The sequence below is a fragment of the Natronotalea proteinilytica genome, from assembly GCF_055379935.1.
The window spans coordinates 1,491,826-1,517,782 of sequence record NZ_AP043947.1 but is presented as its reverse complement, the minus strand read 5'-3'; the positions used below and the strand labels follow the sequence as shown (position 1 = coordinate 1,517,782).

Genomic DNA, 25,957 nt, shown 5'->3' with positions numbered 1-25,957 from the left:
TGACCTAATACCGTTTGCTCTATGTACACCGCATATATCGGGCGTCGTCTCATCGACCTCTACAATGAGCACCGCCGTGATGAGCCGCCGCTTTCTCCGCGTAGCTTCTTCGATGAAGTCGTCTTTCCCGTCGCTTTTGACGATGGTCGCTACCTATTCTGGCCGAATAACTCGCCTTTTGCCCAGCCTACGTATTCTGGCAAGCGTGACGACCCCGACATTCGTCAGCAGGCCCTTGCTGATACCCATGAAAAGATTGCAGCGATCGACGAGCCCCTCGGCCATCTATTCATGGGCGGAATGGCCAGCGGTGTGCTGGAAACGACATCTGGACAAGTGAGCACAGTAGGCGCGTCGGCAGACCCCGATGAAGCATACTGCTCGTGGGTGGGTGCGATGGCGGGCATCGGACTAAAAGGCGGCCTTTCAATGCTTGTTGATCACGACGACATATTGCTGGCACTGCTTGACGGGTGGTTTGCATACCGCACCCATCTGGAACAGACGCCTGGACTCAAGGGCAACCAGGTGGAGACCTGGAACGGACACTGGATCTGTCACCGGTTTGGGTACGACTACCGCGAAAACGATCCATTGCGTGACCTTGAGCTCCCCACAACCAAGTCAACCGGAATCAAAACCCAGGAATGGGCCAGCGTGCTTTTTAAGTTGGCGCGGGCGCTGCCTGGTGAAACGCCAACGGTGTATCTCTACTCGCTTGGTCAGATGAATACCACAGTGGGGTTTCGGCAGCTTCATCTTCCGGATGTACAACGTCTTGCCCAGCTTCACGAAAAGCTGTTTGGCGATGTGGAAGGCGTCAGTTCACGAAGTCTGGCCGATATGTACGACACGCAGTACAGCATCTACGCAGCGTGTCAGCAAGGCACCATTTGCATGCGGGCACTGCAACCCGACAAACTGCGCGACTACATGCCCGGTGGCAAGAAAGACAAGATGCCCTCGCCTACACGCAGCCCTAACAAGCAGAATCGCTATCGTATCTTTCAAACATGGATTGTTGCTATGCTCAACAACGAAGAACTGATCACACTCACAGAGGAAACCGCACAAGCATTACGCGACCATGCAGAATCGGGTGAGAAAGCACGCACGACTGCCAAGCGTCGCGCTGAAGAAGTGCTCAAGCAAAGTCATCGACGCGGTTTTTTGGAAGCAGTTACCGAGGTGATCGAACACGACAGTACACATGCTGAGCATTTCAGCGAACTGGCAGATACCATTGTCAAAATGCCTGCTTCCGACTTTCCGCTGTTTGCAACACTGCTTCGGCTCAAGTACACCGTGTTCAGCAAATAGTTGAGCACGGTTTTACACTCATCGATACACGTACACGCAGATAACCACATACCCATGGCTACCAACAAATACCTTTTCATTCGCGGACTACGCGAGGCAACACACACCGTATTCTCTGTACAAGATGGCCAGAAAACTTATTACGATCCCGAGTTCGGACGCAAGGTTGCCTATTCCAGTGGCCAGCAAGTGAAGCGCTCACTGCTTGACGCAGTGTCGGAAGCACTGGGTGAGCGCCGCGCACCAATTACGTTCAATCGCAAAATCACCAAAGACAACGCGATTGAGGACAAAGAACCCTGGTCGCCTTGTGACCCTCAATTTGCCGACCAACTTCTGGGCGGATGGATGCGTGCCCAGGCAGGAGGCGGTACAGTAAAACGCCGGAGTCCGCTCTCTATTTCTGCGATGCGCCCGCTACACCCCCTGTTGGCGGGGCTGGCAAACGAGTCGGCCTCTTTTGACCGTAGCGACAACCCGGAGCATCACCCCGTACGCGTGGTCAATGCTGATGGTGATGAAATGTCGGAGGAAGAGATCCAGGAATTCCTGACCTCCCACGACCGTACATTGCCACGACGCAACTGGATTCCCGAAGATCAGGTCGGACCCCGCGCACATGGGCTGTACGTATTTGACGTGGCGATTGACCTCACGCGACTGTTTACTGTTTCGACCAACCAGCACGAACCCGAACTCAGCAAGGAGAAAATCGAAGAGTTGAAAGAAGCGGGTTGGACGCTCTCCGAGAGCGGAGAGGACTTGATCTGTCCTGAAGAGCGCCGGAACGAACTGACTGAGGCCCTGGCTGCCGGGCTGATTAACTGGCGCGTTACCAGTAATCAGAGCCGCACGTACAGCCCCCAGGCTACGCTGGCCCTGGCGATGAGTGACGATGCCAACCGCGTCACCGGATCCATTCGGGCTGACCTTGCCGAAGAGGAGGACAACAAGGCTGTGCCCGTCATCGACACGGTGGATGGCGTTCGTACCTACGTAATGCCTGCGTGCAAAAGCCACGTTGCAGGCGTCACAGCGTCGTTTGATGCGCTCGATGAAGCCCAACGCGACATTGCTGCGCATATCCAGTCTTTCACAGCGGAGCTTGGGTAAACCTCTTCTCAATCGCACCTTTGAGGCATTGTAACGTCCCAGGGCACTGGGACGCTGTTGCCGGTCCTTCTTCGCATACGGGACAGTGCAGGGTGTGCTTGGACACACGTCCCTGGGTGGTTGGTCTCCATCGCATCAGCATGGTGATGCCGCTTTGCGTGGCGAGGTTGTGTCTTGTGCCCCGACGCAGGCCCTGCGTCGTTACGGTGGGTTGGGGGGCGTCTCTGGAACTCTCCCGGCTTCGCTTGGGACAGGCGCCCCGTTAGGTATACGTAGCGTCCCCGCGTGACAGGATGTCGTTGCCGCCCCCTATTTCAACTCCCTCCAATTCAAATCGCACCTGCGATGTCCGACACAATCTATATGAGCGACTACGACGATACGCTCCATCCGCTTTCTGCCATGGGATACGAGAACGAGGACAACTTCCAAGAACTGTTAGCCGACCATCCCAATCTATTGGCGGGCAGTCAGATGGACCCCGAGGAGCCGCGTCGCTGGGTGCTTGTAGACCGCGAGTTTGGGGTCGGCGACACGGAAGGCGGAACGCGCTGGGCGCTGGACCTGCTTTTTCTGGACCAGGATGGCATCCCCACGCTGGTTGAGGTGAAGCGGAGCACCGATTCACGCATCCGCCGCAAGGTCGTCGGGCAGATGATGGATTACGCGGCCAATGCCATTCGCTACGGAGATGTAGATACAATTCGGCGGCTTTTTGATCGCACCCATGCGAATGACTCCAACGTGCTTGAACAGACGCTCAAGATAGCGGATGCTGAGGCGTACTGGGATAACGTACGCGACAACTTGAATCGGGGACGCGTGCGCATGGTGTTTGTGGCGGACCACATCCCCCGTGAACTGCGACGCATCGTTGAGTTTCTGAATGAGCAAATGCGTCCCGCCGAGGTGCTGGCTGTAGCGGTGCAGCGGTACAAAGATACCGAAAACGCATCGTCTGTATTCGTGCCGCGCGTCATTGGGCAAACCGAAGCCGCCGCGCACAAGAAGGGAACGTCTCCGCAAGATTATACCCGCGATGCATTCTTTGCCGAGCTCGCATCGAACGCAGATCCCAGCACGGTCGGTGCCATGCAAGCGGTGTGCGACCATGTGGATCAGAAGGAGGGATGCGACCTGCAGGGCACCCCTGGGGGACTGGACATCCGCGTGCACGGCTACAAGCTGTTTCGGATAGGGCCGAACGGCAGCGTGTGGACAACCACGACACGAACACGCAAGTTTGTGGATGCAGACGACTGGGCTGAACTGGTGGACCGGGCGCCTGCGCAACTCGAACATCCCCCGTCGCGCAATGAGACGCGTCACCCACAGGGCAGCCTCGCAGAGGTTGAGGATCTATCTGCATGGACAGAAAATGCCACAGCGTTCATCGACTGGTGCGCGCAGAAGGCAGCCGCTCAGTAGTGGGTAGTGGGGCTCCTTAAGCCGGCACCAAGATCGTCAACGGCCTCCGGACTCGTGAGCACTTCCCCTACTGCTCTGTCACACGTGATTGTTTGGGTATGGGAACCGTGCTAAACTCTGTGTCACAACCCCCTCCAAAAAATCTGTCATGGTGAGCGCAGCCGAACCATCTCCCCGACGCTCAGCAGGCTCTGATCGATCGAGCGGCCCTGCTCATTTCGGGGGAGATCTTTATTCGCTACGCTCATCAGTCGCTTCGCTCGTGTCAGGACTCTGCGTCTCCTAGGCGGAGCCGCTCCGCTCAAGATGACAACATTTAAATGGGGGGCAACCCGAAGATTGACCTGTGACACAGCACTACGCCGTGCGCTTGGCGATCTTCTCGGGCTCGGAAAACTCGTCGTACTGCTCGCGGTGGATGTCGATGCCGGCCTGCGTCGGTACGGGTAACTGTCGGGGTGGGGGCATGTCTCTTCGCATGGCGGTGCTGTTTTGGATGGTTCGGTTTGCTATCTTGCATGAGTAGGCCTCACTCCGTATCATGTAGTCTTCTTGAACACGATGCCCTATTCGACAACAGCCTGTTCCCATGCCTCGTCGCACGACGCCCCTCTTCTACATACCCCTTTGGATGCTGAGCAGCCTCATACTGTGCACCGCATGCAGCAGCACCGCTCCCTCAGCAGCGCATGAGGCAACGCCAGACACGCAAGCCGAGGCCGACACTGTCTACCAATCCCCCAAACCCGTGGGAGGCATGCAAGCCCTCTACGATGAATTGGGATTCCCAGATCAGATGAACCGCAGCGAACTGCGCACTGTCAAAGTCCGATTCGTAATCAAGGACGATGGCACGTTCGAAATGGGACAAGTGGTACAATCTTCGTCGGTCTTCGATATTGACATGCAGGTTGTGGAGGCACTGCAGCGACTGGACTGGATCCCTGGAACCAAAAACGGAGAACCCGCAGCTGCCCAACTGACCTTGCCCGTCACGTTTAGACGCAGCTGGTAACGGAACGTGCCGGGCCCGACCGGCATGCAGCCTGCTCTTTTCCTATCAATTTGCAAATCAGCCTGGCACGGGTCTGTCTTTTTTAGTTAGTTACATGGATACGATGCGCTCCTTTATCCATTGACCTGCTGCCCCTCTTATGGCCCACGCGAATAACGCTCTGCCCGACTCCTGGTCTCGCATCATGATCACCTACGTTGACCCGGTGGTTGATGGCGGACAGTGGTCCATCAAACGCGTGCTTCACGAACCGGTGACCGTGGAAACGGGCCTTATCGTGGATGGCCACGACAAAATCGCAGCCGAGTTGGTGTATTGCCATACCAATCACAGCCCCCCACATTCCATTCGGCTGGAGCCGCAGGGCAACGATGCCTACACCGCCTCCTTTCGACCCACCCAGTTAGGCACCTACACGTACCAGGTGCGAGCATGGCTGGACCGCTTTGCCACCTGGCAAGACCAGTTCGAGCGCCGTGTGAAAGGCAATGCCCCGCAACGCGAACTAAGTAGCGAGCTGCAAGATGGCGCGGCCCTGCTCCGCCGCACTGCCGATCACACCGACATCGCCGACGTGGCCGACACACTCCGTCAGTCGGCCGATGCCTTCGACCAAGGCGACACCGACGCGGCCCTCAACCCCGAGTTGCTCGCGCTGATGCGCACCCACGGGCCCCGCGACATGGAGGTGCACAGCACCGCCTACGAACTCATCGTTGATCCGCAGCTGGCGCGCGAGGGCGCCTGGTACGAGTTCTTCCCCCGCTCGGCAGGTCCCGCCGACGACCACGGCACGCTCGATGACGCTGCCGAACTGCTGCCGCGCATCCGTGAAATGGGATTCGATATCGTCTATCTGCCGCCCGTCCACCCCATCGGTGAAACCAACCGAAAAGGCAAAGACAACAGCCCCACCGCCGAACCGGGCGATGTGGGAAGTCCGTGGGCCATCGGCGGCTTTCTCGAAGACGGCTCTCGCGGCGGCCACAAAAGCGTGCATCCCGAACTCGGCGGCATGGATGCGTTTGAGCGCTTTGTAGCCCGCGCGCAGGAGGTTGGCCTGGAGGTCGCCCTCGACATCGCCTTTCAGTGCTCCCCCGACCACCCCTACATCGAAGACCACCCCGACTGGTTCTACCAGCGCCCCGACGGCTCCATTCGATATGCCGAGAACCCACCGAAGAAGTATGAGGATGTGCATCCCCTCAATTTTGAGTGCGACGACTGGCAGGCGCTCTGGATCGAGCTAAAGAGCGTGTTCGAGTTCTGGATCGAGCGGGGCGTTACCACCTTCCGCGTAGACAATCCGCACACCAAAGTCATTCCTTTCTGGACGTGGTGCCTGCGCGAGTTGCGCAAAGAAACGCCTGAACTCATTGTGCTGGCCGAAGCGTTTGCACAGCCCAACACCATGTACAGCCTGGCTAAGCTGGGGTACAATAACTCGTACACCTACTTCACCTGGCGCAACAGCAAGCACGAACTGGAGAGCTACGCCAAGGAGCTGTTTCACAGCGAGAAAGCCGAATACTATCGGCCCAACTTCTGGCCCAACACGCCCGATATTTTGCACGACGAACTGGTGCACGGCGGACGCCCCAAGCACAAGAGCCGGTTTGTCTTAGCCGCCACCCTCTCGCCCGTCTACGGCGTCTACGGCCCGCCCTACGAGCACGTCGATAACCAGCAGCACCCCGATCGCGAAGAGTACTCGCAAAACGAAAAGTACGAGCTGCGCACCTGGGACTGGAACGACCCCGCCTCGCTTCAACCGTTCATGCAGCGCATCAACCGGATTCGCGCTCACAATCCAGCCCTGCAGCAGATGCGCAACATCGACTTTCTGGAGACGCACAACGACCAGATCATCGCCTATGTGAAGTGGGATCGCGACAAAGAAAACATCATTCTGGTGGTGGTCAGCCTCGATCCGCATGACGAACAATACGGACAACTGCACGCCAGTCCGTACCAGCTCAAGATCAATGGGGCCAATACATTTAGCGTGCAAGATCTACTCAACGATGCCGCCTACGAATGGAGCGGCGATGCACACTATTTGCACCTCACCCCCGAACAACCGGCCCACATTTTCCGTGTGGAAGGTTCCTACGCGCCTTGACTTCCCCAGGGCGCGCCCTGTTCTTTATCACTTGTAGTGCTGTGCCTTTATGCCCAAGCCCTTTCTTTCGGATCCCCGCTGGTACAAAGATGCCGTTATCTACGAGCTCCATGTGCGCTCGTTCTACGACTCGAACAACGACGGATACGGCGACTTTCAGGGTCTCCGTGAGAAGCTCCCCTACCTGGAATCGCTGGGTGTAAACACGCTGTGGCTGCTCCCCTTCTTAGAGAGTCCACTGAAAGATGATGGCTACGACACTGCCGACTACTTCAAGGTGCTACCCGTGCACGGCGACCTGGACGACTTTCAGGCGTTTTTGGATGAGGCACACGACCGGGATATGCGGGTGATCACCGAGCTGGTACTGAACCACACCTCCGACCAGCATCCCTGGTTTCAGGAGGCCCGCGACCCCGCCTCCGACAAGCACGACTGGTACGTGTGGAGCGAGACAGACGAGAAGTACAGCGACGTCCGCATCATCTTTACCGATACCGAAGATTCGAACTGGACGTGGGATCAGAAGGCCCAGAAATACTACTGGCATCGGTTTTTTAGCCACCAGCCCGACCTCAACTACGACAACCCGGAGGTCCGCCAGAAGATGAAGGAGGTCATGTTCTTCTGGTTGGATATGGGGGTCGATGGCCTTCGGTTGGATGCGGTGCCCTATCTGTATCAGCGCGAGGGTACCTCCAGCGAGAATCTGCCGGAAACGATTGACTACATCAAAACGCTGCGGGCGGCCGTTGAAGAGCGCTACGGACCGGGCAAAATCTTGCTGGCCGAGGCCAACCAGTGGCCGGAAGATACGCTGCCGTACTTTGGTGAGGACGAGAACGGGCAGAGCACCGGCGTACAGATGGCGTTCAACTTCCCGATCATGCCCCGCCTGTTCATGGCGCTGCGCCGCGAAAATCGGCGTCCGCTCGTGGAAATGCTCGAACGCACCCACGGCATCCCCAACGATGCCCAGTGGGCTATCTTCTTGCGCAACCACGACGAGCTGACCCTCGAAATGGTTACCGACGAGGAGCGCGACTACATGTACCACGAATACGCTGCCGACGACCGGTTTCGCATTAACGTGGGCATTCGGCGGCGCCTGGCCCCCCTGCTTAGTAACGACCGCAGCCGCATCGAGCTGATCAACGCGTTGCTGCTTTCCCTGAAGGGAAGTCCTGTTATCTACTACGGTGACGAAATTGGGATGGGCGACGACCCCTTCCTGGGCGACCGTAACGGCGTGCGTACGCCTATGCAGTGGAGTCCCGACAAAAATGGGGGCTTCTCGCGCGCGCCGCACCATCGCCTGTTTATGCCGCCCATAAATCGGGGCGAGTACACCTACGATGTGGTGAACGTAGAGAATGCCGAATCGAACCCAAGTTCGCTGCTCCACGTGATGCGCCGTCTTATTGCGCTTCGTCAGCAGCACAAAAAGATATTTGGCCGCGGTTCGTTTGAGCTGCTCCCGGTTGAGAATCCGAGTGTGCTGGCGTTTGTGCGTACGTACGAGGGCGAATCCATCCTCGTATGTGCGAACCTGTCGCGCTATGCGCAGGCGGTAGAGCTTCCGCCCCACACCGCGTTTGCCGATTGCGTGCCGGTTGAGCTGTTCGGACAATCAGCGTTTCCCGCGTTTGAAGACGGCACCGCGTATCCCATTACTCTGGGCGCCCACGGCTTCTACTGGTTTAAGCTAACCCCCGAAGAAGAGATCGACCCGTATGCGTTCGATCCTTCAGCGCGGATCCCCTCCACACGCGAAGGCCCCACCACGCTGCCGGTGTTTTCGGTAAGCGAGGGGCTACAGAACGTGCTGGTGCCGACCTTAGCGCGGGGCCGACAGCCCGAACAGTTTGCCGACGCCCTGCCCGACTTTCTGAAAAGCCAGCGCTGGTTTGGCGGCAAGGGGCACGCCATCCATGACGTAACGGTTCAGGATGCGCTGCGCCTCAGCAAAGATCCGCTTATGTATCTGTCTATGCTAGAGGTAGACACCTCGGATGGCACACACCGCTTTACCCTACCGCTTAGCGTTGCACCGGGCGCCGAGGGGGACCGGTTGTTAGAGCAACATCCCGAGGCAGGCATCTGCTGGCTCGCTACCGAAGCGCAAGACGAGCACCTGCTGGTGTACGATGCAAGCGTGCGGGCCTCGTTTTGGTCTACCCTCTTTCAGTGGTGGAAAGACGACGGAAAAGGCCGATCGCTACAGGGGGTCTACGAAGCAGAGCGCACCTCGACTCCCGAAGCAATCGACTCGGAGGTAATCCGGCTGTTTTCGGGCGAACAAAGCAATTCCTCAGCGGTGGTTGGAGGCAATTACTTCGTAAAGCTATACCGCCGTCTCGAAGAAGGACTGCATCCAGAGAAAGAACTCCTTGACCACCTCACCGATACCGGCTTTCCGTTCACGCCCCAGCTGTACGGGACTATCGACTTCCGGCATCACGAAAACACCTATACGCTGGGCATCATCCAAGAGGCGCTCGCCGTCGAAACCGACGGCTGGACCTACGCCCTGGAGAACACGCGCCGCTTCCTGGAGCGCGTCAGCCAAACGCCGTTGCCAGAAGCAAGCGACCCGCCGCCGCTCTTTGGCCCGACCCACGACCTGCAGCCCCCGGTCTGGATCGAAAACGTAGCGCCCGAAATGCTTTCTCTGGCAGAGGTGATGGGCGTCCGTACCGCTGGTATGCATCAGGCCCTGGCCGATGGCACCAAAACCAGTCTGGAGCCTCACGCTGCCCCCAAAGACATGGGCAGCACGCTGCACACACGCATCCAGAACGACATTGCAACCACCCAGGAGCTGATCCGTGGTGAGGCCGAACACGACGATGCGCCTTCGATCAACTGGGAGGCGCTTCAGCGCCACCTACAGCCGCTGCGCGATTGCCCCGCCTCAGGCGTTCACATTCGCTTGCATGGCGACTACCATCTCGGTCAAATTCTGCGCGCCGACGGCGAATTCTACATTCTTGACTTTGAGGGCGAACCGGCACGCGCGCTCGACGAGCGTCGGCGCCGCGACAATGCGTTGCGCGATGTAGCTGGTATGCTCCGCTCGCTCGAATACGCCCTGCTTTCGGCCTGGCGCCGCTACGATGGCGAAGACCCGCATGCCACCGCGTGGATCGACCACCTGCTCCGCTGGATGAATGTATCGTTCCTCGATGCCTATGCCGACACAGCAGGCGATGCATCGTTCTTGCTTCCGCGCGAATCGCGCTACACCTTCTTGTGGGCCTACCTGCTCGAAAAGGCCCTCTACGAAGTTCGCTACGAGATCAACCATCGTCCGTCGTGGACATGGTTGCCTATGCAGGGCGTACAGCGACTGGTTGATGCGGCGTCTGAGGCGCATGATGCCTTTTCTAACGGCGCAACCGCCGACGAGCGCGAAGCATCCTCCTTTTCCGATACTCCCGGCCCAGGCTCGAACACCCAAGGCCTTCGCTGATTGACATCCTCCTTCATCGGGCGCTGCTGGCAAGAACGTGTTCTCGCTTAGCCCCACGCAGCCCTCCAGAGGGAATTCGACCACGTCCTCGTCGCGATGCACAACTGGCATGACCTACGGCCCCTCTACGTCGCGACGGACGAATGGACGCTCTGCGTCCGATGTAACGCCCCGGTGGTAGTTTGGGGGCACTGGAGCGTTCCACTGCGGCGTCGAAGAGATGATTCGGCTCTGCATCTCTCTGGCCCGTAGGGTCACGTCTCGCTCGTATCCATCAGACGGCAGGCTCGGGTGCGCAAGGCATCGCGGTCGATCTTCATGCCGTCTGGCATATTCGTTGGCCAGCGGATGTATCGATCGGGATGTTTGAACGACGCCAGGCGCCCCCGCAGTCCGTCACGATAACATTGCGGCGAAAAGGCCGTGTTGGGCGTTGGCTCCACAAATGCAACCGGACGCGCCCCGAACTCGGCATCGGGCACAGACACGACCACCGCACGCGCCACCTGTGGCAGCGCCTCCAACGCACGCTCTACCGTCTCCGGCTGAATGTTCTCGCCGCCCGAAATAAATTGGTTGTCTACGCGCCCGGTGACGTGCAGGTAGCCATCGTCATCAAAATGTCCGACATCGCCGGTTCGGAGCCAGCCCGCGCTATCGAAGGGGGTATCTCGACCCGATTGCGTGAGATACGCCCGACACCGCGTGCGCCCCCGTACTGCCAGTTCGCCGGTCGCCCGCACCTGCACCTCGCGGTATGGCAGCACTGATCCAGCTGTGTTGAGCGTGGCCCGACTGGCCTTTGGCGGCGTGGTGGTTATCTGCGAGGCCATTTCGGTGGAGCCGTAGGTGGTGTGCACCGGCCATCCGCGCGCGTGCGCCTCGTCAAGAAGCGCCTCGGGCACCGGTCCGCCACCAACCAGCAGCCCCCGCAGCCACGGAGGTGGCGGGCCGTCCGTGGCATCGAGCACACGCTTCAGTTGGGTGGCCACAAACGATCCGTGGGTAAGGCGTCGCGTCATCCAGTCGCGGACCGGGTCCTGCAGAACAGCCACCGACGCCCCAGCCAGAGCGGCCCGCATAACGATAGCCAGCCCGCCGATGTGGTACAGCGGCAGCGACAACGCCCAACAGTCCGAAGCACGCACTGGCACCCGATGGGCCGCGCCCCGTGCACTGTACAGGTGCGCCCGCCACGGATGCACCACCCCTTTGGGGGAGCCGGTGCTTCCCGATGTAAAGATGACGGTCGCATCCCGCTGTAAAGCCAAGGTGGGAGCCCTACGGAATGGTGCACCGGGGCGCGGCGAAAGCGCGAGTGGACGAATCAAAATCGATGCCGTGTTGGGGAGCGCCTGGGCGTTGTTTGTGATGCAGGCGGCGGCTCCAGCCATGTGGAGTGCCGTGGCTCGTTCCGTGGGTGTCCACCGGCGGCTTACGAGCACCACGCAACGCCGCTCACGCCAGCAGGCCCACAGCCATGCCAAGGTGGACACCGTACGTGTGGGCAGCAGTCCGATGTACGAGCCATCGAGCCCGGTCTCTGTGCGGAGCGCATGCTGGGCCGCCCGGATGTGGGCATCTAGTTGCGCAAAGGTGCACGTCGAGGTCGGCAACTGCACTGCGGGCGCCTGCGGTCGGTGGCGCGCTTGCCGGGCTACGGGACAGGCAATGTGAGGCATAGGTCGCAAATCGGCATGTTGTTAAACGAGGGACGAACGGAGCTGCACCTTCCCCGTCTCAAAACCGCCCACTCGTGTCGATGCTCCAGCGTCCTCACCAGGCGAGTGCATAGCGCCACACGTGCTGGCCGACTTGTGTAGTTGGCGACAACGAACGCAGAGCGTCCTCGGTTGCGTCACGACGCAGAGAGGCCGTAGGTCATGCCAGTTGTGCATCGTGACGAGGAGAAAGGAGGAGGTAATCAGTGAGATTGCGTTACCTCCGGTGCCCCATCACATTTCGGAGCGAAGGTGCCTATCGCTCATCTCTGTTTGGTAGCTCTTGAATCTATCATTAACAGGGTACCAGCGTCACTTCAAGCAACCCCTTAAGTCCCGCATAATTGCGGGCACTTGAATACCGCCAATGAACTGGGACATCCACGTACCCACGCCGAACAGGGTTCTCGTGGATGTACCTTCGTTTTTGAACAAACATTTTGTCTCCCATGATTTCTTTGGCATGACTTCCTTCTCCCCAAACCCGGTATTGGCGATCACTGCGAAACGAACGAGCGTAACGCCGCAGGAGGCGAAGCGCATGGAAGGCCCTCTCTTCTTTCAGTCGGTCAATCAAACGCCGAGCTGTGTACGATTTGAACGACTGCATTTCACGATTCAAGTTAGCAGCTTCAGCAATGAGATGAAGATGGTTTTCCATGATTACATACGCATATAGAGTTATTCGATCTTCAGATTGGAGGAAGTCGAGTGAGTCCAGAATAATCTCTGCAGCCGATCGGCGCGCAAAGAGGGGAATATGCGCCACCGCAGTACAGGTTATGAAATGTGGCGCGGTAGGATCATGAATCTGGTAACGACTCCGAGCCATGGGACGACCTTGAATAAGAACGTTCTTTAGGAAGACCGGAATGGATAGACCCCAGAGTTGGCAAAATGCAACGTTGCGACCGATAAATTGGCCATGATTGATGCCAGTCCGTTCGCTCGCTCAAACTCGTGTCAATGCTCCAGCGTCCTCACCAGGCGAGTGCATAGCGCCACACGTGCTGGCAGACTCGTGCAGTGGGCGCCAACGAACGCAGAGCGTGGTTGCGTCACGACGCAGAGGGGCCGTAGGTCATGCCAGTTGTGCATCGTGACGAGGTGTGAGGGGGAGGGTGATTGTTGCTCGTGACGAGGAGAAAGGAGACGAGAAAACATCGCAGCAAGTACGATACTCAATCATAAAAATCCTTGCTCGTGTCGATGCTCCGCGTCGACACGCCCCATGGGATGCTCCAGCGTCCCCACCGGGCGAGTTCATAGCGTCAGGCGTGCTGGCAAACCCGTGCAGTGGGCGCCGACGAACGCAGAGCGTCGTGACGAGGTGTGAAGTGGAGGGAGATGCTTGCTCGTGACGAGGTGCAAGGGAAGGGTACAAAAAACCACTCACACCGCCTGCAACTGCGTACGGTCTACGGTCCAGTTGCTGAGCATACCAGGAGCGGTTAGAAGCAGCTTCCCCTGCACATTCGGAAGCGCAGGCCGGGTGCAGTCCTCGGCCAGGGCGCGGTAGGTGCCCATGCCAATCGCGGCATCGGGGGGCGATACCTGCATAGCGATGGCCAGCGTGCCTCGCCACCCGACGCCTGTTTCGTAGGCGCTGGTTACAATCATCGGGATAGGCGCAACACGATCGGCCCACCCCTGCACCCGCCGCATACCCGTCCAGGCCGGCTTGACGACGAACGCGGCTACGGGCCAATCGGCCACGTCGTCGATGCCGCACTGACGGAGCGTTTCATCGAGCGCGATGGGCACCGACGTCTCGTCCAGCAGCGCGCGGAGATCAGCCGTCGGTTGCAGAGGCTCTTCAAGATACGATAGCGCCCGCCGATGCTGCAGCGCCTCACACACGGTTGCTGCCTCGTCGCGTGTCCACGCCTGATTCGCATCCAACCGGACCTGCATGCCGGAGGGTAGCGATGCGAAGAGGGCATCCAGATGGTCGAGATCGTCCTCAACTGCGCGGCGCCCGACTTTGACTTTCACGGTGGATACGCCCTCGGCCTGCAGTTCCAGAAGCGCCTGCCGCATATCCCCATCCTCCGAATCACGCCACAGCGCGTTTCCGGGCTGTATGACCCGGTCGATGCCGCAATAATCGAGGAGCGAGGTGCCGGCCTCGTGGGCAGCCCATTGCAGCGCGATGTGATCGATCGCAAACTGTAGCGATCCCGGTGTATCGTCGGGATAGAGCGGGTTATCGTCTGCCAGCCGCTCCGGGCCACCGCCATCGATCCACGCCTGTGCCTGCTGTTGCACCGTATCGAGCGAGGCCTCGGAGAAGCCGGGTAAGGGAGCGGCCTCGCCCCAGCAGGTGCCTCCCGATGGATGCTCGACTGCAATGAGCAGCCCCTCACGGTGAGAGAGCGAACCATTCGGGACCGAAAGCGGCGCAGTTAGAGGGATGCGGTAGCGGTAGCAGGTCGCGGTGGGCATAGGTACAAAGCGGGGAACGAGCAGATTACGTGAGGATCCAACCGAGGGCAAAGCACAGGCTATACAGCGCCAGCGTGCGTCCGGTGGCTGCTAAGAGCGGATTGAGACGACGCGGATCGGTGGTGCCTGAGCGGAGCGTTTGCAGCGCGGGCCAGGCAAGGGCGACCACGGGTGTAGCAGCTATTGCACCCCAGTGGGCACCGGTGTGCAGGGCCAACCCAATGGGAAGCAGCGAAGCCAGGAGCATTCCCGTCGCATACAGCGCGACGCCAAACGAGCGTCCAAAGCGTACCACCAGCGTTCGCTTGTTGGCCTGTCGATCGCCCTCCAGGTCACGGATGTTGTTAATCAGCAGGATGCATACCGAGAGCGCCCCCGGCCCGATGCCTGCAAGCACTGCTGGCGTGGTTACGGTAAGCGTTTGGACGTAGTAGGTGCCCGCAACAGCAATGGGCCCAAAGAACACAAACACAAAGACATCCGCAAGCCCAATGTACGCCAGCGAATAGCGTCCGGCGGTGTACCAGAGCGCCGATGCGATGGAGGCGACGCCGATGCCTACGATGGGCCATCCGCCTCGGATCATCAGATACGTCCCCGCAGCCACCGCGGCGGCAAAGACGGCAAACGTGGCCCAGCGCATGGTCTGCGGATCCACCAAGCCAGCCTGAGTTACACGCAGCGGACCCACGCGGTCTTCAGTATCGGCGCCGCGCAAAAAATCTGTGTAGTCGTTGTGGAAATTCACCCCCACCTGAATGAGCAGGGCCGCCAGCAGTGCGAGTCCGGCACTTAGCGCGTGGAACCCGCCATCTGCCCATGCAAGGGCGATGCCAATGATCACAGGCGAGGCGGCAGCAGGCAGCGTTTTCGGACGGGCCGCCTGCATCCAGATGCGTAGCGGCGCATGGGCCAGTTCGTCGCGGGTGGGCATGAACTCACAAGGCGTACGTGAAGAGGAGTGCAGAAGTACAGCAGCAGCAAAGGCGTGCGAACAAGTCGCGGCACGCGCGCTTTAAGACGAACGTTTCCCCTTCGTTGTTGTGCGAAAATGTAATCTCCCCCACCAATGGACAAACTCGTTGTTACGGGCGGGCAGCCGCTCACCGGATCGCTCACGGTAAGCGGCTCCAAAAACACAGCGCTGCCGCTTATGTCGGCCGCCCTGCTGGCCGATGGCACCACCACCCTCACCAACATCCCGGCGCTACGCGATGTGTACACGTTCTCGAACGTGCTTCGCGTGTCGGGCGCCTCGGTGACCTTCGACGAAGCGGCGCACCAGCTGACCATTGATGCGGGTCGCATTGATCATCCGGAGGCGCCGTACGATTTGGTAAAGAAGATGCGGGCGTCGTTCTACATGCTCGGAGCGCTTATGGGCCGCTGCGGACAAGCGCGGGTTTCGCTTCCGGGGGGATGCGCATGGGGTCCGCGTCCGGTTGACCTGCACCTGGAAGGGATGAAAGCGTTCGGCGCGTCGATCGAACTGGATCAGGGCTACGTGGTGGCCAACGCACCGAATGGACGGCTAAGCGGCGGTACGTTCCGCATGGAGCCGTCGAGCGTGGGGGCGACCATTAACTTGCTGCTTGGCGCAGTGACGGCAACCGGCGGCTCACGGATCGAAAACGCAGCCCAAGAGCCGGATGTGGTGGCTTTTGGCGAAGCGCTGCAGCAGATGGGTGCCCAAATCGACGGGCTGGGCACGCGCACTATTGAAGTGCAAGGCGTAGATGCGCTGGAGCCTGTCACGGTGCGCAACACCCCCGACCGCATCGAAATGGGAACGTTTATGATCGCAGCCCTCTTGGCGGGTGAGACCGGAACGCCCTTTCGTGTCGAAAATGGGCATCACCCTCATCTGGGGGTGGCCTTCAAGAAACACTTTGCCGAAACGGGCGCCCAGGTAGAATACGAAGACGAGGTCGTCACCATCACACCGCCCAACACGATCCGCCCCGTCTCCATTGCTACGGCAACGTATCCTGGCTTTCCTACCGACCTGCAGGCCCAGTGGGGCGTGCTGATGGCCACTGCCGAAGGCACTGCACGCATCACCGATACAATTTACGACGACCGCTTCAAGCATATTCCGGAGCTGCAGCGCATGGGGCTGGATGCGAAAGTCAACGGCGCCACCGCCACCATTCATGGCCCTACTGACTTTCAGTCGGCCACGGTAATGAGCACCGACTTACGCGCCAGTGTATCGCTGGTGCTGGCTGGCATGATTGCAGAGGGCACGACTGAAGTGCTGCGGGTGTACCACCTCGACCGCGGCTATGAAGCGCTCGAACAAAAGCTGCAGCAGGCCGGCATCGATATTCAGCGCGAGCAGTATGACGAGTTTTCAGAGCCGGAGGAAGTCGCTGAACGGACGGCCTAACCCGTACATGCGAAGATGCACAGGGCGGTCCCGATCTCGTTACGGCGGGAAGGGACCGTCGTTTGATCGATTTATCCCAGATCGTCAGAGACACAAGCGGTCTCCGGCGATGGATTTTACTCACAGCGTACCGTTCCGTAGCCCGGGATCAGGAGCGAAGCGGATATCCCAGGCGGTTAGTGAACCACGCTAAACACGTACCACAGCAATAGCTTGCAAGCCAACATCGCATATCCAGAACCGCTTCCGGGTGTCCCCCGTCTTGTACGTAATGCGCTCTATAGAGTGTACCCCGTCCCCCCTTTATCACAGACTCATGAATGAGCTATGTGGAAACAAACCGTAGTTTTTATTTTCTCCTTTCTCTTTATAGGCGGCCTGTATGCTGATGCCGCCCATGGACAGATCTGGGATCGCGTGCGCGATCGTGCTCAGGATGAAGTGGAAGACCGCGCTGAAGACATCACTTCGCGCGCTGTAAATTCGCTTCTTGATGAGATGGAAGATGCCGTCGTATGTGCGGCAACAGACGAACGATGCATCGAAGAGGCTGAGGCCGATGGCGACCCTGTTATCATCACCGACGACGATGGCGAAGTCGTTGAAGTACGCGATGGCGATGAAGAAGGCGCAGCTGCTGAAGCGGTAGAAGCCGCCGGTGTAGATGCCGAGGTTGCCGAAGACGACACCCCGCGCCCCGGCGAAGGCGCCTGGGCGAACTACGACTTCGTGCCGGGTGATCAGGTCCTGTTTGATTACGCGTTCGAAAACGAGACCATCGGACGCTTCCCGCAGCGGCTTGAGTTTCAGGAAGGTATGCTTGAAATCCTCGAATGGGAAGGCCAACGCCTTCTGGCTGGTTCATCCTCTCCCAGCCGCTTCCGTGTGGAACTTGATGAGGTGTTGCCCGAGCGTTTCACTATAGAGTTTGACGCACACGTTTCCGGCGGTCGTGCTCCCCGAGGGCTGCAGGTATATCTCTCTGAAGAGGGCGATGATCACTCTTATTTCGCATTGGAGTCGCAAAGCTCGGGTGCTATGGGGCCAATGTCCAGTACGCGAGAAGTCAATACCTACCGCGACGAGCTCGTACCCATTCGAATTGCTGTAGACGGCACATACGGCACGATGTATGTCGGCGAAGAGCGCGTAGCTAACATTCCAAACATGGAGATTGAGCGTAACAACTTCGTAGACTTCAATCTCCGTGGTCGTGACAGTGGACCTACCTACATCACCAACATCCGAATTGCAGGCGGCGGTCTACAACTCTACGACCGCCTCATGGCCGATGGCCGGGTCTCCACGCAAGGCGTGTACTTTGACACCGGTAGTGCCAGCATCCGCCCGGAGTCTACGGGTACGCTTACTGAAATCGGACGCATGCTAGAGCAGCATGGCGATCTGCGCCTCCGCATTGAAGGGCACACCGACAGCGTAGGCGACGCGCAAGCCAACATGGAGTTGAGTGATGAGCGCGCCCAGTCGGTCATGCAGTACCTCATTGACCGGCACGGCATTGCAGCCGACCGGCTTGAAGCGATCGGTATGGGCGAGGAAGAGCCCGTGGCCGACAACGACACCGCTGAAGGCCGACAGAACAACCGCCGCGTGGAGCTGGTGCGGCTGTAGCCTCACGCTTGACATCATAGAGCATTACCACCAACAGGACGCACGGCTTCGCTGGCCATGCGTCCTATTGGTATATAGGGAAGACAGCGCACACTGCCCTACCGCGTGCCTGTTGTTTGCTCGGCCCTGAGGAGCACCGGCGCATACGTTGTGGGTCCGCTGTCGTCGTGGGGACCCAGCCGAATCGGCACGGGCCCTGCAAAACACGCAAGGTCCGTAACCACCGTATGGAACGCCCCTTTTTCCCCTGCAGCATCCACAGCAGCTGGTAGATCAGCAACAAACGCCGCGTCGTACGGGCGTCCGATATGCGCAGGAGACAGTTGATTGGGATCCACGCTATTCACACGAGCTACGCCCTTGGCTGCTGTCCACCGGTCGATCCAGGTAGCCGTATCGCATCCCCACAACGGGAATAGCGGCTCGTATCCACACGACCGAATGAGCTGCGCCCGATAGTCGCGCACATCCTGCAAGAAAACATCTCCTGATGCAATAACGGATACCACATCCGGCAGGTGCTCTGCAAATGCCTGTTCAAGGGCCGACTCGTACACCTCGTTTGAAGGCTGGTCGGGCAACGCGACTGGAACCCACATCTCCCCAAGCGCTTTCGCTTGCCTCGCAATCACATCTCGGTGAATACCATGCATGGGAACCCATTCGCCATCGCCGCTAAGGGTGGTGAGCAACGCAACCACCTGGTACTCTGGCGATGCATGAAGCGCCATGTATGCTAACGCTGCATCTTTGCCTCCGCTCCAGAACAAAACAACTGGCGTAGTGGATGCCATAACGCGATGCCTACGATGAATGTATCGATGAGTCTATTGCCCTGTCACAGGTCAATCTTCGGGTTGCCCCCCATTAAAATGTTGTCATCTTGAGCGGAGCAACTGCGTCTAGCAGGTGCGGAGTCGAAAGATCTCCCCCGAAATGAGCAGGGCCGCTCGATCGATCAGAGCCTGCTGAGCGTCGGGGAGATGGTTCGGCTGCGCTCACCATGACAGGTTTTTTGGAGGAAGTTGGGGCACAGAGTTTAGCACGGTTCCCGTACCTAAATAATCACGTGTGACGCAGTACTACGCAACCAATGAGACCAACCCGTTACCCTTCAGACCCGTTCATGTGCTGAACCGGCTGCCGATGCATCCGTTCGGAGATACGCTGGTGTTGGTGCACCGGCCCGTTGGCTTTTCCCACGAGGTATCTTTCAGCATGACCGATTTCCCGTTTTCTCGATGTGCGGTGCTGGGCACCGGACTTATTGGAGGCTCTCTGGCATGGGCGCTCACGCAACGCGTAGACGCCTGCACCGTTGTTGGGTTCGACCGGCCTCGTGTGCTCGATCAGGCCACCGAGCGGGGCATCATTCACGCAAAAGCCGCCTCGATGGGACGTGCCGTAAAGGAGGCGGACCTGGTCGTGCTCGCTTTTCCTCCTGCTAAAATCGTAGCCGCCCTAGAGCAAATTGCGCCCCACCTGATGGACGGCGCAATCGTAACCGATGTCGCATCAGTCAAGCAGGCTGTTGTCGATCAGGCCAATGATGTCTTGCCAGAACACGTCACGTTTGTAGGCGGACACCCAATGGCCGGTGCTGAAACCGCCGGCATTGAAGGGGCCGATCCCATTTTATTTGAGAACGCGGCCTACGTGCTCACGCCAACCGACGCCACGCCGCCCCAAGCAGTCAATCGGCTGCGTGCACTCATCGATACGGTGGGAGGCACTGCACTGGAGCTATCGCCCGAGGCGCACGATCGTGTCGTTGCACAGATCAGCCATCTGCCGCAGCTGCTGGCCGTGGCGTTGATGCAGCACGCTGCCGAATCGGATGAGGATGCACTAGCATTAGCGGCGGGTGGATTTCGCGACCTGACGCGCATCGCATCGTCCCCCTTCGGGCTGTGGAAGGAGATTTTGGTTGGAAACCAGGGGGCCATTCTCGATACGCTAGCCGACTTTACGCGTCGCCTGCAAACGGTACAACGCCAGGTGGCCATGGGCGATATGGAAGCGCTCGAAACCGCCTTCACTGATGCCCGCACTGCCCGCGAACGCCTGCCTGAAGCCGCGTCGGGACTGATGCGCAACGTGTACGACTGCACCGTGCGCGTACCTGATATGGCAGGCGCGCTCCACGAAATGACGAAGCCTCTTGCCGCCCACGACATCAGCGTGGCCGATATTGAACTCTTGCGGGTGCGCGAAGGGCGCGGCGGGACCTTCCGACTGGCGTTTGCCTCGAAGCAAGCACTTGCTACCGCCCTGAACGTACTCAATGAGGCTGGATTCGACGCATGGGCGCAATAATTCGGTTGTGCACACCCGGCAACTGCACGTATAGAACGAACGGCCCAGGATCGTTGCATCCCACAAATGCGGATGAAATTGCCGTGGCTGGTTCGCTTTTGCATTGCATCCACTAAGCGATACCGCTATACTGCTCTTGTTCACTGTTCTACTCGCTTGGTATTCTTACGGTCATGTCCAACACGCTTGCCACAACGCCTCTTCATGATGTGCACCAAGCCCTGGGCGCACGCACCATGCCGTTTGGCGGATTCGATATGCCGGTTCAGTATAGCGGCATCATGGACGAACATGCCGCTGTGCGCAATGCGGCTGGACTATTTGACGTAAGCCACATGGGCGAAGTCTCGGTTACAGGCCCCCATGCCACAGCATTCGTACAACACCTCATCACCAACGATGTAGAGCGCCTTTCCGATGGCAAAGCGCTGTACACCGTTATGTGCACGCCTGAGGGCGGCATCGTAGACGACCTGCTGGTGTACCGCCGCAGCAGCGATCACTACCTGCTCGTCATCAACGCCGCCAACCGGGCTGATGATTGGGCCTGGATGCAAGCACAAAACGATATGGGGGCCACCCTCACCAACGTATCCGACAACTACGCCCTACTGGCGTTGCAAGGCCCCACCGCATTCGATATTGCCCGTCCGTTTGTTGGTCCGGCGCTTGACGACATCAGCTTTTACCACTTTGTGGAAGCCGACAACGGAGCATTCATGGATTGCGATCAGGCAATTATTTCGCGAACCGGATACACCGGCGAACCAGGACTCGAACTGTACGTGCCTCCTGAAGATGCCCCTCGCATCTGGAACACGCTGCTTGAGGCGGGAGAAGCGCATGGCCTGAAACCCGCTGGACTGGGCGCTCGCGACACCCTGCGCATGGAGGCCGGATACTGCCTGTACGGCAACGACATCACACGCGACACCAATCCGTATGAGGCTGGGCTTGGTTGGATCGTCAAACTCGACTCAGGACCTTTTGTCGGGCATGAGGCGCTGAGCGAGATTCACGAAAACGGGCCGGAACGTCGGCTCGTGGCGTTTGTGGCACAGGAACGCGGCATCCCTCGGGCCGGGCATACGCTCACGACACCGGCGGGAGAATCCCTCGGCCCCGTTACCAGTGGCACCCAATCGCCCACACTAAATACCGGCATCGGCCTGGGCTATGTACCGAACGACGACGCGTACACGGCCCCCGGCACCACCCTGGCAGTAAGCGGGCGCCGCTCGTTTGCTGTTGAAGTGGCCAAGCCCCCCCTCCACACATAGATCAAACGTACCGCCACTGCGGTTAACCGGTCTATCTATTTTATTCGCTTGTCTCATGGGGGCCCTCACGGGGCTGCCCTGTGCACACCTGATGCTTGTCTATTATGAATGTTGAGGTTTTCCTAACCCATACGACCGTTACCGAAGACGATGTACGCGATCGCACGGTTGTCGTCATCGATGTGCTTCGGGCCTGTTCAACGATCAACACCGCACTCTCTAACGGAGCACGTGCCGTCATGCCCGTGCTGGATATGGCTCAAGCCGGCAAGATCGCGTCGAACCTCGACCCCGATGTGTTTCGGCTAGGCGGAGAACGCAACGCCGAGAAAATCGATGGCTACCACCTGGGCAACTCGCCCCTGGAGTATACCGAAGAGGTCGTCGAAGGACGCGATATTATCCTTAACACAAGCAACGGCACCAAAGCCATTGAACAAGCCAAAACGGCTGAACACTTGGTGGCCGGGTCGTTCCTAAACGTATCGCGCGTGGCCGACTTTCTGAAAAGCACCGGCATCGACGTAACCATTGTATGCTCGGGCCACGAAAACCGCGTGTCGCTCGAAGACACGCTCTGTGCCGGCGCCATTCTCGACCGGCTCTGGGATGGCGAAGAACCCAACCACGTGTCCGATGCCGCGCATACCGCCTACTCCCTCTACCTGTACAACAAGAACCGCCTTGAGGATACGCTGCGCAACGCCAACCACGCCCGGCGCCTCGTTGAAAATGGGCATGCTCGCGATGTAGACTACTGCTTTCAGCTGGACCACCTCCCCATTCTTCCGTACTATACAGATAACCGACTCGTCTTGCACGCATCGCACACCGCCGATACGGATGCTTCATCGGCCTCCCCACCGGCGTTGTAACATGCTGAAGAACAGCGCGTGCTCATGCCGGAAACGGCCTGCTTTGATCGATGCTTTTTTGTGCCATGGGACCCGATGCCCCTACATCGTCCGACGCGTTGCTGACCACGCAACGCAAGCAGGAAATCCTGGGGCTGTTACTCATTGCCTTGGCGGTATTGCTTGGCCTTGCCTTTTTCTCGTATAACCCGAGCGATGATGTCGCTCTGGAGCAGCAATCCCTGCTGTCTGCCCTCTTCTCCCCCGATCCCGACCAGGGAGGCGTACACAACGCACTGGGCTACCTGGGCGCCTGGCTGGCCGGCATCTTTGTGCCCAACGGACTCGGCTATTTCATGCTGGTGATCTGCGGTCTGCTGGGGTGGTGGGGCCACGCCCTGTTCCGAGACCGCACACTTGAGCCGCTCATTCGTCCTACGCTCTACACCGTCGGCATCATTCTGTATGCCGCAGTTTCCATTGGGTGGATCGGTGAACTGTTTGGAGGCGACCTGACGCGCTGGATCGGAGCCATCGGAACGGGCATAGCCGGGGGAATGCGTCACCTCATCGGTCTCTTTGGGTCGTTTCTCGTGCTTTCCATCACGGCTTTGGGGACGTGGATTGTTATGAGTGAGGGAGACGCGCAGGATTCCATCGACCGCCTCATCAACGCCCTTGTATACAGCGCGCATGCCACGCAACGCGGCCTCCGCTATGCTACCGCCCAAGCCCATGCGTGGCTAACCGACCAACGGGATGCGCTTAACGACAAGTGGACCGACCAGCGCTCCTCACAATCTACCGCGTCTCAACCTCCTCAAGAGCCCCCATCTCCCCCTGAAGAGCCGACCTCGACCCCGGGTCCACCAGACACACCAGATGAGCACCACCTCGAACCAAAGCCAGAACCCTCGTCCTCTGCGGAGGCACCCGCCGAGCCTCCTGCAGCGTCCACCTCCGCACCATCTGCTTCTACACCATCTGCTCCCGCCGATGCTTCGCCCGGTTCGTCGTCAAATGAACCGCTCCCCGATCCGGCCATCTGGGATACTTTAGACGCAACGGAACTGCAGGATACCGACTCCGAGGAGGACCTCGACATGGTCGACTTTGATGAGGTGTTGCACCATATGGAAGCGGCCCCCTCTGCACCAGACACCAATGCGCTTCCTCCCGAGATGCGCGACACCTCCACCGCTCCTCCCGCCGACCCGGAAACCGCGTCGGCGCCTCAAGATCATGATGATCGAGACGGCGATCCGAATCTCAACAACGGTACCCCGATCCACCTGCACCTCCCTTCGGAACGTGCCCCAATCTCGGAGACAAGCATCCCAGTGGAGGCTCCTCTTTCCGAACAGCGCGCCTACACGCCGCCGCCTATCGATTTACTGGAACCGCCCGCCGATCCGCCGCCGCTGCCTGCTGATTCTGTGCTGGAGGCCACGGCCCAGGCATTGCTCACGGCGCTAGGTACCCACGGCATCTCTGTAACCGACCTTACTATCACACCGGGTCCGCACATCACACGGTATAGGTTCGCTTTCGCCACAGAGGGCGCGGCCCATCGCCTGCATGAACGGGTTGACGAGATTGCAATGGCGGCCAATGAACCGGGCGCTCACATGCTTCCACCGGCTGATGCGCGTGCCGCATCCATCGACATCCCGCGTGCACACTCGCTCCGCGTGGGGATGCACGAAGTCATCGCAACCGAGACGTTTCGGGATGCCAAGCATGCGCTCCCCCTTCCGCTCGGATACACGCTTACCCATGAGCCGCTATGCGTTGATCTGGCAACGCTCCCTCATTTGCTTATCGCTGGCGCCTCGGGCAGTGGGGGCGCGGCGGCCCTGCATGCATTGCTGTTGGGCATGCTTTACGGCACCCATCCTGCTGCCCTGAACATGGTGCTCATTGCTCCCGAACGTCCCGATATGCAGCCCTACGCTCACCTGTCGGATCATGTGGTTGTGAATGCCTCCACGCCCGACGTTATCGTCTCCGATGGGACACGGGGGCAACACGTGCTGGCGCAGGTACGCCATGAGATGGCGGTGCGACAAGAGCGCTTACAACGCGCCCAGGCGACGACCCATGCCGCTTATAATCAAGCTTGGGAGGCCGGCATGCTGGATCCGGACCAGGGACACGCATCTATGCCACACCTGGTCATCGCCATTGCTGAACTGGCCGATATACTGGTGGATGCCGCTCCCGATGCAGAAACGCACTTGGTCGAACTGGCAAAGCAGGGCGCCTCGGTTGGTATCCATCTGGTGATGGCCACCGAACGGCCCTCGGTAGATGTCATTACCCCGCGCCTGAAACCGCATTTGCCCGCCCGCCTTGCTTACGAAGTGGCCTCGCAGGTCGACGCCCGCACAATTCTCGACCGGACTGGTGCCGAGCAACTGCTGGGCCATGGCGATGTGCTCTTTCAGCATAACGACGTAGTCTACCGGCTTCAGGGCGCATTGGGAACGGCTGCCGAAATAGAACGGGTAACGACCCACATCGCCGCGCAGCCCCCCCATCCTCCGATATCGCTTTCCGAACCCAAAGCTACAACCCCCACCGTACCACCGGCTCCTGCTACCGGCCAAACCGACCCCTTACTTCTGCAGGCAGCTCGCTTTGTCGTACAGGAGCAACAGGCCTCTCCAGACTTGCTGCAGCGCGGGCTGGCGATCGAATATCCGCGCGCAGCCCGGCTGCTGGATGCCCTTGAGCGCGCCGGCGTGGTCGGACCGTTTGCGGGCAAGCAACCACGGACCGTACGCATCCGCACGAAAGACGAATTACACGACCTGCTCTCGTAGCCCTCTCCACGAAGCCCCCCTTTTG

General features: G+C 59.3%; 17 protein-coding genes. 12 read left to right on the top strand and 5 right to left on the bottom strand.

The features are described 5' to 3' along the window. Positions 1-21: 21 nt before the first annotated feature. From ACZ5AL_RS06210 to treS, 6 genes are all read left to right on the top strand, one after another. On the top strand, positions 22-1,320 hold the full coding sequence (locus tag ACZ5AL_RS06210; protein WP_464512897.1) for a hypothetical protein: 1,299 nt from the start codon (positions 22-24) through the stop codon (positions 1,318-1,320). A gap of 54 nt (positions 1,321-1,374) precedes the next feature. Continuing rightward, positions 1,375-2,433 carry a CRISPR-associated protein Cas7 gene (locus ACZ5AL_RS06205; RefSeq protein ID WP_464512896.1) on the top strand — a complete coding sequence of 353 codons (1,059 nt, stop codon included), beginning with the start codon at positions 1,375-1,377 and terminating at the stop codon, positions 2,431-2,433. Between the two features lie 345 nt (positions 2,434-2,778). After that, positions 2,779-3,861: a PDDEXK family nuclease gene (locus tag ACZ5AL_RS06200; protein ID WP_464512895.1), complete on the top strand. Its 1,083-nt coding sequence runs from the start codon at positions 2,779-2,781 to the stop codon at positions 3,859-3,861. 589 nt (positions 3,862-4,450) lie between these two features. Continuing rightward, entirely contained in the window at positions 4,451-4,876 is a 426-nt protein-coding gene (locus tag ACZ5AL_RS06195; protein WP_464512893.1) for an energy transducer TonB, read from the top strand. 139 nt (positions 4,877-5,015) lie between these two features. Further along, the gene (locus ACZ5AL_RS06190) at positions 5,016-6,998 is read left to right on the top strand and encodes an alpha-1,4-glucan--maltose-1-phosphate maltosyltransferase (RefSeq protein WP_464512892.1); all 1,983 of its coding nucleotides are present in this window, start codon (positions 5,016-5,018) and stop codon (positions 6,996-6,998) included. 49 nt (positions 6,999-7,047) lie between these two features. After that, positions 7,048-10,470, top strand: coding sequence for a maltose alpha-D-glucosyltransferase (gene treS, locus ACZ5AL_RS06185; protein WP_464512890.1), 3,423 nt, complete (start codon positions 7,048-7,050; stop codon positions 10,468-10,470). Between the two features lie 254 nt (positions 10,471-10,724). Here treS and menE read toward each other — a convergent pair whose 3' ends face one another. The 4 genes from menE to ACZ5AL_RS06165 all read right to left on the bottom strand — a co-directional run bounded on the left by menE (position 10,725) and on the right by ACZ5AL_RS06165 (position 15,570). Next, a complete protein-coding gene (gene menE / locus ACZ5AL_RS06180; RefSeq protein WP_464512889.1) occupies positions 10,725-12,152 on the bottom strand; it encodes an o-succinylbenzoate--CoA ligase in 1,428 nt (475 codons plus the stop codon). 334 nt (positions 12,153-12,486) lie between these two features. Then, on the bottom strand, positions 12,487-13,023 hold the full coding sequence (locus ACZ5AL_RS06175; protein WP_464512887.1) for an REP-associated tyrosine transposase: 537 nt from the start codon (positions 13,021-13,023) through the stop codon (positions 12,487-12,489). 560 nt (positions 13,024-13,583) lie between these two features. Continuing rightward, the gene (gene menC / locus ACZ5AL_RS06170; protein ID WP_464512886.1) at positions 13,584-14,636 is read right to left on the bottom strand and encodes an o-succinylbenzoate synthase; all 1,053 of its coding nucleotides are present in this window, start codon (positions 14,634-14,636) and stop codon (positions 13,584-13,586) included. A gap of 25 nt (positions 14,637-14,661) precedes the next feature. Further along, the gene (locus ACZ5AL_RS06165) at positions 14,662-15,570 is read right to left on the bottom strand and encodes a 1,4-dihydroxy-2-naphthoate polyprenyltransferase (RefSeq protein WP_464512885.1); all 909 of its coding nucleotides are present in this window, start codon (positions 15,568-15,570) and stop codon (positions 14,662-14,664) included. A gap of 135 nt (positions 15,571-15,705) precedes the next feature. Here ACZ5AL_RS06165 and murA point away from each other — a divergent pair, with 135 nt between their 5' ends. Next, positions 15,706-17,025, top strand: coding sequence for a UDP-N-acetylglucosamine 1-carboxyvinyltransferase (murA, locus tag ACZ5AL_RS06160; protein WP_464512883.1), 1,320 nt, complete (start codon positions 15,706-15,708; stop codon positions 17,023-17,025). A 327-nt stretch (positions 17,026-17,352) separates the two neighbouring features. Continuing rightward, on the top strand, positions 17,353-18,657 hold the full coding sequence (locus ACZ5AL_RS06155; protein WP_464512882.1) for an OmpA family protein: 1,305 nt from the start codon (positions 17,353-17,355) through the stop codon (positions 18,655-18,657). Positions 18,658-18,755: 98 nt separating this feature from the next. On the opposite strand, the gene ACZ5AL_RS06150 is transcribed toward ACZ5AL_RS06155, so the two are convergent. Continuing rightward, positions 18,756-19,451: a Dph6-related ATP pyrophosphatase gene (locus tag ACZ5AL_RS06150; protein ID WP_464512880.1), complete on the bottom strand. Its 696-nt coding sequence runs from the start codon at positions 19,449-19,451 to the stop codon at positions 18,756-18,758. Positions 19,452-19,728: 277 nt separating this feature from the next. Here ACZ5AL_RS06150 and ACZ5AL_RS06145 point away from each other — a divergent pair, with 277 nt between their 5' ends. The 4 genes from ACZ5AL_RS06145 to ACZ5AL_RS06130 all read left to right on the top strand — a co-directional run bounded on the left by ACZ5AL_RS06145 (position 19,729) and on the right by ACZ5AL_RS06130 (position 25,932). Then, entirely contained in the window at positions 19,729-20,973 is a 1,245-nt protein-coding gene (locus ACZ5AL_RS06145; RefSeq protein ID WP_464512879.1) for a prephenate dehydrogenase/arogenate dehydrogenase family protein, read from the top strand. A 173-nt stretch (positions 20,974-21,146) separates the two neighbouring features. Further along, positions 21,147-22,253: a glycine cleavage system aminomethyltransferase GcvT gene (gene gcvT, locus ACZ5AL_RS06140; protein ID WP_464512877.1), complete on the top strand. Its 1,107-nt coding sequence runs from the start codon at positions 21,147-21,149 to the stop codon at positions 22,251-22,253. 104 nt (positions 22,254-22,357) lie between these two features. Continuing rightward, positions 22,358-23,128, top strand: coding sequence for a 2-phosphosulfolactate phosphatase (locus tag ACZ5AL_RS06135; RefSeq protein WP_464512876.1), 771 nt, complete (start codon positions 22,358-22,360; stop codon positions 23,126-23,128). A 65-nt stretch (positions 23,129-23,193) separates the two neighbouring features. After that, positions 23,194-25,932 (top strand): DNA translocase FtsK 4TM domain-containing protein, encoded by a 2,739-nt coding sequence (locus ACZ5AL_RS06130; RefSeq protein ID WP_464512874.1) that lies wholly within the window; start codon positions 23,194-23,196, stop codon positions 25,930-25,932. The last annotated feature ends 25 nt before the right edge of the window (positions 25,933-25,957 follow it).

Excerpts from the sequence above, each read along its gene's own strand:
- ACZ5AL_RS06210 (WP_464512897.1), top strand. The coding sequence starts at position 22 with ATGTACACCGCATATATCGGGCGTCGTCTCATCGACCTCTACAATGAG.
- ACZ5AL_RS06205 (WP_464512896.1), top strand. The coding sequence starts at position 1,375 with ATGGCTACCAACAAATACCTTTTCATTCGCGGACTACGCGAGGCAACA.
- ACZ5AL_RS06200 (WP_464512895.1), top strand. The coding sequence starts at position 2,779 with ATGTCCGACACAATCTATATGAGCGACTACGACGATACGCTCCATCCG.
- ACZ5AL_RS06195 (WP_464512893.1), top strand. The coding sequence starts at position 4,451 with ATGCCTCGTCGCACGACGCCCCTCTTCTACATACCCCTTTGGATGCTG.
- ACZ5AL_RS06190 (WP_464512892.1), top strand. The coding sequence starts at position 5,016 with ATGGCCCACGCGAATAACGCTCTGCCCGACTCCTGGTCTCGCATCATG.
- treS (WP_464512890.1), top strand. The coding sequence starts at position 7,048 with ATGCCCAAGCCCTTTCTTTCGGATCCCCGCTGGTACAAAGATGCCGTT.
- menE (WP_464512889.1), bottom strand. The coding sequence starts at position 12,152 with ATGCCTCACATTGCCTGTCCCGTAGCCCGGCAAGCGCGCCACCGACCG.
- ACZ5AL_RS06175 (WP_464512887.1), bottom strand. The coding sequence starts at position 13,023 with ATGGCTCGGAGTCGTTACCAGATTCATGATCCTACCGCGCCACATTTC.
- menC (WP_464512886.1), bottom strand. The coding sequence starts at position 14,636 with ATGCCCACCGCGACCTGCTACCGCTACCGCATCCCTCTAACTGCGCCG.
- ACZ5AL_RS06165 (WP_464512885.1), bottom strand. The coding sequence starts at position 15,570 with ATGCCCACCCGCGACGAACTGGCCCATGCGCCGCTACGCATCTGGATG.
- murA (WP_464512883.1), top strand. The coding sequence starts at position 15,706 with ATGGACAAACTCGTTGTTACGGGCGGGCAGCCGCTCACCGGATCGCTC.
- ACZ5AL_RS06155 (WP_464512882.1), top strand. The coding sequence starts at position 17,353 with ATGTGGAAACAAACCGTAGTTTTTATTTTCTCCTTTCTCTTTATAGGC.
- ACZ5AL_RS06150 (WP_464512880.1), bottom strand. The coding sequence starts at position 19,451 with ATGGCATCCACTACGCCAGTTGTTTTGTTCTGGAGCGGAGGCAAAGAT.
- gcvT (WP_464512877.1), top strand. The coding sequence starts at position 21,147 with ATGTCCAACACGCTTGCCACAACGCCTCTTCATGATGTGCACCAAGCC.
- ACZ5AL_RS06135 (WP_464512876.1), top strand. The coding sequence starts at position 22,358 with ATGAATGTTGAGGTTTTCCTAACCCATACGACCGTTACCGAAGACGAT.
- ACZ5AL_RS06130 (WP_464512874.1), top strand. The coding sequence starts at position 23,194 with ATGGGACCCGATGCCCCTACATCGTCCGACGCGTTGCTGACCACGCAA.